At 74.5% G+C, this 7008-nt stretch carries 9 protein-coding genes; 8 read left to right on the forward strand and 1 reads right to left on the reverse strand.

Annotated features, from left to right (window positions below):
- The 8 genes from AOK18_RS10765 to AOK18_RS10800 form a co-directional block, all read left to right on the forward strand.
- Positions 1-318 (forward strand): crossover junction endodeoxyribonuclease RuvC (locus AOK18_RS10765; protein WP_240503133.1); only part of this gene is annotated, 318 nt, incomplete at its 5' end.
- Positions 315-926, forward strand: coding sequence for a Holliday junction branch migration protein RuvA (gene ruvA, locus AOK18_RS10770; RefSeq protein WP_055694175.1), 612 nt, complete (start codon positions 315-317; stop codon positions 924-926). The genes AOK18_RS10765 and ruvA, both read left to right, overlap by 4 nt.
- A 14-nt stretch (positions 927-940) precedes the next feature.
- Entirely contained in the window at positions 941-1969 is a 1029-nt protein-coding gene (gene ruvB / locus AOK18_RS10775; protein WP_055571250.1) for a Holliday junction branch migration DNA helicase RuvB, read from the forward strand.
- A gap of 443 nt (positions 1970-2412) precedes the next feature.
- The gene (locus AOK18_RS10780; protein ID WP_055571251.1) at positions 2413-3333 is read left to right on the forward strand and encodes an ATP-binding protein; all 921 of its coding nucleotides are present in this window, start codon (positions 2413-2415) and stop codon (positions 3331-3333) included.
- Positions 3330-3854: a hypothetical protein gene (locus AOK18_RS10785; protein WP_055694176.1), complete on the forward strand. Its 525-nt coding sequence runs from the start codon at positions 3330-3332 to the stop codon at positions 3852-3854. Before AOK18_RS10780 ends, AOK18_RS10785 begins: the two co-directional genes overlap by 4 nt.
- Entirely contained in the window at positions 3854-4711 is an 858-nt protein-coding gene (locus AOK18_RS10790) for a zinc finger domain-containing protein (RefSeq protein WP_055694177.1), read from the forward strand. The genes AOK18_RS10785 and AOK18_RS10790 overlap by 1 nt, the downstream gene beginning before the upstream one ends.
- A gap of 10 nt (positions 4712-4721) precedes the next feature.
- Positions 4722-5207 carry a single-stranded DNA-binding protein gene (gene ssb / locus AOK18_RS10795; RefSeq protein WP_055694178.1) on the forward strand — a complete coding sequence of 162 codons (486 nt, stop codon included), beginning with the start codon at positions 4722-4724 and terminating at the stop codon, positions 5205-5207.
- 20 nt (positions 5208-5227) lie between these two features.
- Positions 5228-5461 carry a hypothetical protein gene (locus AOK18_RS10800; RefSeq protein ID WP_055694179.1) on the forward strand — a complete coding sequence of 78 codons (234 nt, stop codon included), beginning with the start codon at positions 5228-5230 and terminating at the stop codon, positions 5459-5461.
- 126 nt (positions 5462-5587) lie between these two features.
- Here AOK18_RS10800 and AOK18_RS10805 read toward each other — a convergent pair whose 3' ends face one another.
- Positions 5588-6967, reverse strand: coding sequence for a DEAD/DEAH box helicase (locus tag AOK18_RS10805; RefSeq protein WP_079104948.1), 1380 nt, complete (start codon positions 6965-6967; stop codon positions 5588-5590).
- Positions 6968-7008 lie beyond the last annotated feature (41 nt).

A 7008-nucleotide genomic window follows, 5' to 3' on the forward strand; every position in this document is an offset into this window, starting at 1 on the left:
CGCACGGTGATGGGCACCGCCCAGGCGGGTGCCGTCGCGATCCTGTGCGCGGCCCGGCGGGGACTGCCCGTCACCTGGCACACCTCCGGCGAGGTGAAGGCCGCCGTCACCGGCGACGGAGGCGCCGGCAGGGCTCAGGTCGGCGCCGGGGTCACCCGGCTGCTGCGGCTCGACGCCCCGCCCGAGCCGGCCGGCGCCCTGGCGCTCGCCATCTGCCACATCCGGCGTGCTCCGGTGTCGTACCGCCCGCAGCGGGCACACGCCGCCGCCCGTCCCGCTCCCGCACTCGTACGACTCGGGAAGGACACGAGCCGGTGATCGCCTTCGTCAGCGGCACGGTCGCCGCCCTCGCCCCCGACAGCGCGGTCGTCGAGGTCGGCGGTGTCGGCATGGCCGTGCAGTGCACGCCGGACACGCTCTCCACGCTGCGCGTCGGCCAAAGCGCCCGGCTGGCCACCTCCCTCGTGGTGCGCGAGGACTCGCTCACCCTCTACGGCTTCGCGGACGACGACGAGCGGCAGACCTTCGAGCTGCTGCAGACCGCCAGCGGTGTCGGCCCCCGCCTGGCCCAGGCGATGCTGGCGGTGCACCGCCCGGACGCGCTGCGCCGGGCCGTGGCGAGCGCCGACGAGAAGGCGCTCACCGCCGTCCCCGGCATCGGTAAGAAGGGCGCCCAGAAACTGCTCCTCGACCTGAAGGACCGGCTCGGTGAACCGGCCGGGGCCGCCGCGGCCGGACACCCGGCCGCCGCCCCCTCGCCCTGGAGCGAACAACTGCGCGCGGCGCTCGTCGGCCTCGGGTACTCCGCGCGCGAGGCCGAGGAGGCGATCACGGCCGTCACCCCCGCCGCCGAGGCCGACGGGGCGGTCCCGCAGGTGCCGCGGCTGCTGCGCGCCGCCCTGCGCACGCTGAACCGCACTCGTTGAGAGGAGTGGACCGCATGACCCGGGACGAAGCCGAGACCGCCGTTCTCGTCGAGCGGCTGGTGGGATCTGTCGCCGACGGGGAGGACCGGGCCGTGGAGGCCGCCCTGCGCCCCAGGGACCTGGACGAGTTCATCGGTCAGGAGAAGGTCCGCGAACAGCTCGACCTGGTGCTGCGCGCGGCCCGCGCGCGCGGCGCCACCGCCGACCACGTGCTGCTCTCCGGCGCCCCCGGCCTCGGCAAGACCACCCTCTCCATGATCATCGCGGCCGAGATGGAAGCGCCGCTCCGCATCACCTCCGGACCGGCCGTCCAGCACGCGGGTGACCTGGCCGCGATCCTGTCCTCCCTGCAGGAGGGGGAGGTCCTCTTCCTCGACGAGATCCACCGCATGTCCCGGCCGGCCGAGGAGATGCTCTACATGGCGATGGAGGACTTCCGCGTCGACGTCATCGTGGGCAAGGGCCCCGGTGCCACCGCCATCCCCCTCGAACTGCCCCCGTTCACCCTGGTCGGCGCCACCGTACGGGCGGGCCTGCTGCCGCCGCCGCTGCGCGACCGCTTCGGCTTCACCGCGCACATGGAGTTCTACGGGCCCACCGAACTGGAGCGCGTCATCCACCGTTCCGCCCGGCTGCTGGAGGTGCGGACAACGCCCGAGGGCGCCGCCGAGATCGCGGGCCGCTCGCGCGGCACGCCCCGCATCGCCAACCGCCTCCTGCGCCGCGTCCGCGACTACGCCCAGGTCAGGGCCGACGGGCGGATCACCCGCGAGATCGCCGAGGCCGCCCTCGCGGTCTACGAGGTCGACGCCCGCGGCCTGGACCGGCTCGACCGCGCGGTGCTGGAGGCGCTGCTCAAGCTGTTCGGCGGCGGACCGGTCGGCCTGTCCACCCTCGCGGTCGCGGTGGGGGAGGAGCGCGAGACCGTCACGGAGGTGGCCGAGCCGTTCCTGGTGCGGGAGGGACTGCTCGCCCGCACCCCGCGCGGCCGGGTCGCCACCCCGGCGGCGTGGAGGCACCTCGGTCTCGTGCCGTCGGGGTGAGGTGGTCCCGCCGACGGGCGGGAAGGACCGCCCCGGAGGCGACCGCCGCGCCGCGCGACCGGTGGGCGGTCCCGTCGCCCGCGGCAGCCACCGGGTCGCTTCGACGCCCTGCCGGTACACGGGGCGCCGCCCGCCCGGCCGTACCGCCCGGCCGCGCTCGTGCGGGGAGTCCGGCGGCAGCGCCGGCCGGGCCGACCGCGACGCGGGCACGGACACACCCACCACGCCCCGATCCGGACATAAAACGCATAGGTATTTTTTGGTGAAAATCGTTGCCTCTTCCCTCCGTTCGGGCTTAGCGTGGACCTCAAGTGATTTCGAACTGACATTCGAGTCAAGGCTTCGGCCGTGCGGGTGCACGTCTTGCCGGGTGAGGACCGATCGTTTCCCGTCCCTCCCCAAGCCCACCCCGAACCGCCGTCGGATGCTCAGAGGAGAACGGCGTGAACAGCTTCACCTTCATCCCCGCCACCAAGGAACAGGCCAAGGCCCGCATCGCGCTCACCGGACCCACCGGGTCGGGCAAGACCTACACCGCGCTCGTCATCGGTACCGGGGTCGGCGACCGGATCGCCCTGATCGACACCGAGCACGGCAGCGCCTCCAAGTACGCCGACGAGTTCGCCTTCGACACCCTCCCGCTCACGACGTTCGAGCCGCCCGCGCTCGTCGAGGCGCTCGCGGTGGCGGCCCACGAAGGCTACGACGTCGTGATCGTCGACTCGCTCTCGCACTTCTGGTCCGGCTCGGGAGGGATGCTGGAACAGGTCGACAACGCCGCGAAGCGCGTCGCGGGAGGCAACACCTTCGCCGGCTGGCGGGAGGCCCGCCCCCTGGAGCGGGCGATGATCGACGCCCTGCTCGCCTACCCCGGCCACCTCATCGCCACCATGCGCACCAAGACCGAGTACGTCGTGGAGGCGGACGAGCGCGGGCGCAAGGTGCCGCGCAAGGTCGGGCTCAAGCCCGAGCAGCGGGAAGGCATCGAGTACGAGTTCGACATCGTCGGTGACCTCGACCACGACAACACCCTGGTGATCTCCAAGTCCCGGGCGAAGCCGCTCTCCGGGCTCGTCGTCCGCAAGCCGGACGCGGCGTTCGCCGAGGCCGTCCTGGACTGGCTCGACGCCGGCAAGCCCACCCCGAGCGCGTCCGACTACCTCACGACCGCCACCGCCCCGCACACCACCTACGAGGAACTCCGCGGCCTCTACGAGGAGGTGCGCCGGCACAACCTGCTCGCCGCCGCCGTCCTGGACCCCGCCGGGGGTTCGACCACGCTGGGCGAACTCATCGTGCGCCGAGGCACCGAAGCGAAGAAGGAGACCGCGAAGGCGAGCGGGCAGAGGGGTGAGGCCGCGTGAACCTCCGGGACCGCGCCACCCGGGTCGTCGTCCTCAGGGTGCTGCGCGACGCGGTGGAGGCCGAGTACCGGGCCGAGCGCCGCGCGGTCCTCCACGGGCTGCGCGTGGCCCGTGCCGAACTCGCCCTCAAGTCGATGCGGGTGACCCTGCCGGACGACACCCCGATCGCCACCCTCACGCTCATCGACCCCCGGCCGGCGGTCGTGGTCGCCGACGAGGAGGCCTTCACCGCCTGGGTGGCCGCGAACCACCCCGACGAGGTGGAGACCCTGGTCCAGGTGCGCCCCGCCTGGCAGCAGGAGTTCTTCGGCCGGCTCGCCCGCTCCGGCCCGGCCGCCGGCCCGGTCGCCGACCCGCGCACCGGCGAGGTGATCCCGGGACTGGCGGTGGCACCGGCCCCCGAACCGCGCTCGTTCAGCCTGCGGCCCGTACCCGGGGGGACGGAACGGGTCGCCCGGGCCTGGGACACCGGCGAGATCGACCTGCGCCGGCTGCTCGCCCTCGACGGCGGCGAGACGTGATGACCACCGCCGAGGCACGCTTCGACAGCGACTCGCCCGCCACCCTGTGGTTCCTGATCTCACGAGCCGGCCACCTCTGCTGCGGCCGCTGGAGTCTCGAGGACGACGGACGGCTGCGCTGCGCCTGCGGGAGCGTCCTGTACCTGTACCGGCGGCCGGAGGACGGGGCGGACAGCGGGGCACCGGCGCCACCCGGCGCGTTCCCCCGCGGAAGGGAGGACCGGATGACACCGGCCGAGACCGCGGGCCTCACCGCCCTGGTGGCGGCGATGTGCCCGTCGATGCACCTCGAGGAGACCACGACGGACACCTGGCACCTCCTGCTCGCCGACCTGGACGTCGCCGACACACGGGAGGCCGTGACCCGCCTGGGCCGGGCGCAGTCCCGCATCGACGCCCGCGACATCCGCGCCAAGGTGCACGCGATCCGGGAGGAACGGCTCGCCCGCGACCCGTTGCCCCTCCCGGACACCGACCCGGACGACCCGCACCGCTACCGCGCGGAACTCCTCGCGATCGTGACCGCGATCGCCTCGGGACAGCGCGTGAAGCGGGCACCCGCCGCCCCGGCCCCGGCGTCTCCCGCCCCCGCCGACCGTTCGAGGGACGACCTGCGGGCCCGCGCCCTGCGCGTGCCCTGCCCCTGGTGCCGGGCCCCGGCCGGCCGTCCCTGCACCGTCCCCCGGCTCGGCATCCCGCTGAAGAACGCTCCGGCCCACGCCTCGCGACTCGTCGCGGCGGGTCCCGGTGAACGGGAGGAACGAGAAGAAGGGGGGCCGGGCGGCGAGCCCGGAGGCCGCCCGGAGCGGCGACGTTGCCGCCGGACGGCCGATCTCCCCCGTCCCCACGTACGTTAGGAGCACCCTCATGGTCGGCGAGACCGTCGTCACCGTCGTCGGCAACCTGACCGACGACCCCGACCTCCGCAGCACCCCGTCCGGCGACGCGGTCACCCACTTTACCGTCGCCTCCACGCCTCGCACCTTCGACCGGCAGAGCAACGAGTGGAGGGACGCCGACACGCTGTTCCTGCGCTGCTCGGCCTGGCGGCAGACGGCGGAACACGTCGCGCGGTCCCTGGCCCGCGGCACCCGCGTCATCGTCCAGGGACGGCTGCACCAGCGGACGTACGAGAACAGGGAGGGCGAGAAGCGGACCGTCATCGAGCTGGAGGTCCTGGAGGTCGGCCCCTCCCTGCGCTACGCCGACGCGGCGGTCGACAGGATCCCGCGCGTGGGCGTCCCCGGCGGCACCCTCTTCGACACGGCCCCGCCCACGCCGGACGACGCGCGGGGGAACCCCGCCGGAGAAGGGGGCGCCCCTCGCCGCGACAGTTCCGCCCACCCCTTCTGACCGCGCCGAAACATTGCCGGGTGATCGCCGTGAATGTTCCTCCGCCCGACGGCCGGGCACGGACCGAGGACTGGAACCCGGCCGCCGCCGTCGGCCTGACCTGCCCCGACTGCCACCCCGAACGCCGGGACGCCGTTCCGGCGGCCCGGCCGGCGGACGGCGGGCGCGGAACGGCCCGTCGGGAGGTCCACGACGACGGCGCGGACGGGCCGTCCACCGGACCGGACCCCTCCGGTGCGTCGGCGACGGCGTGACACCGGTGCGGCGACCGGCCGGATCACCGGGGCGGGGAGACGACCGTCCGGCCACGGGCTTCCCGTTGCGGCGGCCCGTTCACGGGTGGCCCGTGAACGGGCCGCCGCAACGGACGCCGTCCGGGGTCAGCGGCCCCTGCGCACCCGGGCCGCCGCCCGGGCCTCCGCCGCCTTGCGGGCCTCGGCGGCCTTGCGGGACTCCTTGGCGGGACGGCCCGGACGGCTGCCGAGACCGCGGAAGGCCGCGTTGCCGCTGCCGGCCTTCGCCCCGGCCGGCGGTCGCCTCGCACCGGTGAGGGCGGTCAGCGTCGCCTCGCCGGAGCGCACCGGGGTGACGGTCGGCCGGACACCGGCGTCGGACATCATCCGGTTCACCTCGCGCCGCTGGGCGGGGGTGACCAGGGTGACCACGGTCCCGGACCGCCCGGCCCGCGCCGTGCGCCCGCCGCGGTGCAGGTAGTCCTTGGGGTCGGCCGGCGGATCGACGTTGACGACGAGGTCGAGCGCGTCGATGTGAAGGCCCCGCGCCGCGACGTTGGTGGCCACCAGCACGGTGATGTCCCCCTCGGCGAACCGGGCGAGCGTATGGGTGCGCTGCGGCTGCGACTTGCCGCTGTGCAGGGCGCCGGCCCGCACCCCGCCGGCCCGCAGGTGACGTGTGAACCGGTCGACGTCCGCCTTGGTGTCCAGGAACATCAGCACCCGGCCGTCCCGGGCGGCGATCTCGGTCGCCGTGGCGTACTTGTCGGCGGGATGAACGGTCAGGACGTGGTGGTCCATCGTGCTCACCGAACCCGCCCCGGGGTCGACCGACACGTGGACCGGGTCGTCCAGGTGACTGCGCACCAGCTGTTCGACGTGGCGGTCGAGCGTGGCCGAGAACAGAAGCCGCTGCCCGTCGGAGGGGACCTGTTCCAGAAGGTCCGAGACCTGCGGCAGGAACCCCAGGTCGCACATCTGGTCCGCCTCGTCCAGCACCGTGATCCGCACGTGGTTCAGATGGCAGTCCCGACGCGACACGAGGTCGGCCAGCCGCCCCGGCGTCGCGACGACCACCTCGGCACCGCTCCGCAGCTCCGCCACCTGCCGGTTGACCGACAGCCCGCCGACCACCGTCGCCAGCCGCACCTTCAGCGTCCGCGCGTACGGCGCCAGGGCGTCACTCACCTGCTGGGCGAGCTCCCGGGTCGGCACCAGGACCAGTGCGAGCGGCCGTTTCGCCTCCGCCCGCCGGCCCGCCGTCCGGACGAGCAGGGCGAGCCCGAAGGCCAGCGTCTTGCCGGACCCCGTCCGCGCCCGGCCGAGGACGTCCCGGCCGGCCAGCGCGTCGGGGAGCGTCGCCGCCTGGACGGGGAACGGCTCCGTCACCCCGAGCCCATCCATCGTCTCCACCAGCTCCGGCGGCAGCCCGAACGCGTCGAAGGACGCGGCCGGGGCCGCCTCCGGCGACGCCGGCGGGGACGCGCCGCCCCCGGGGAGTCCGGAGACCGACGGCTTCGCGTTCATGAGGCACCTTCCTGATCCGGCGCCCGGAACGCACCCCGGCA

This window comes from Streptomyces prasinopilosus (assembly GCF_001419695.1).
Lineage (GTDB): Bacteria > Actinomycetota > Actinomycetes > Streptomycetales > Streptomycetaceae > Streptomyces > Streptomyces prasinopilosus.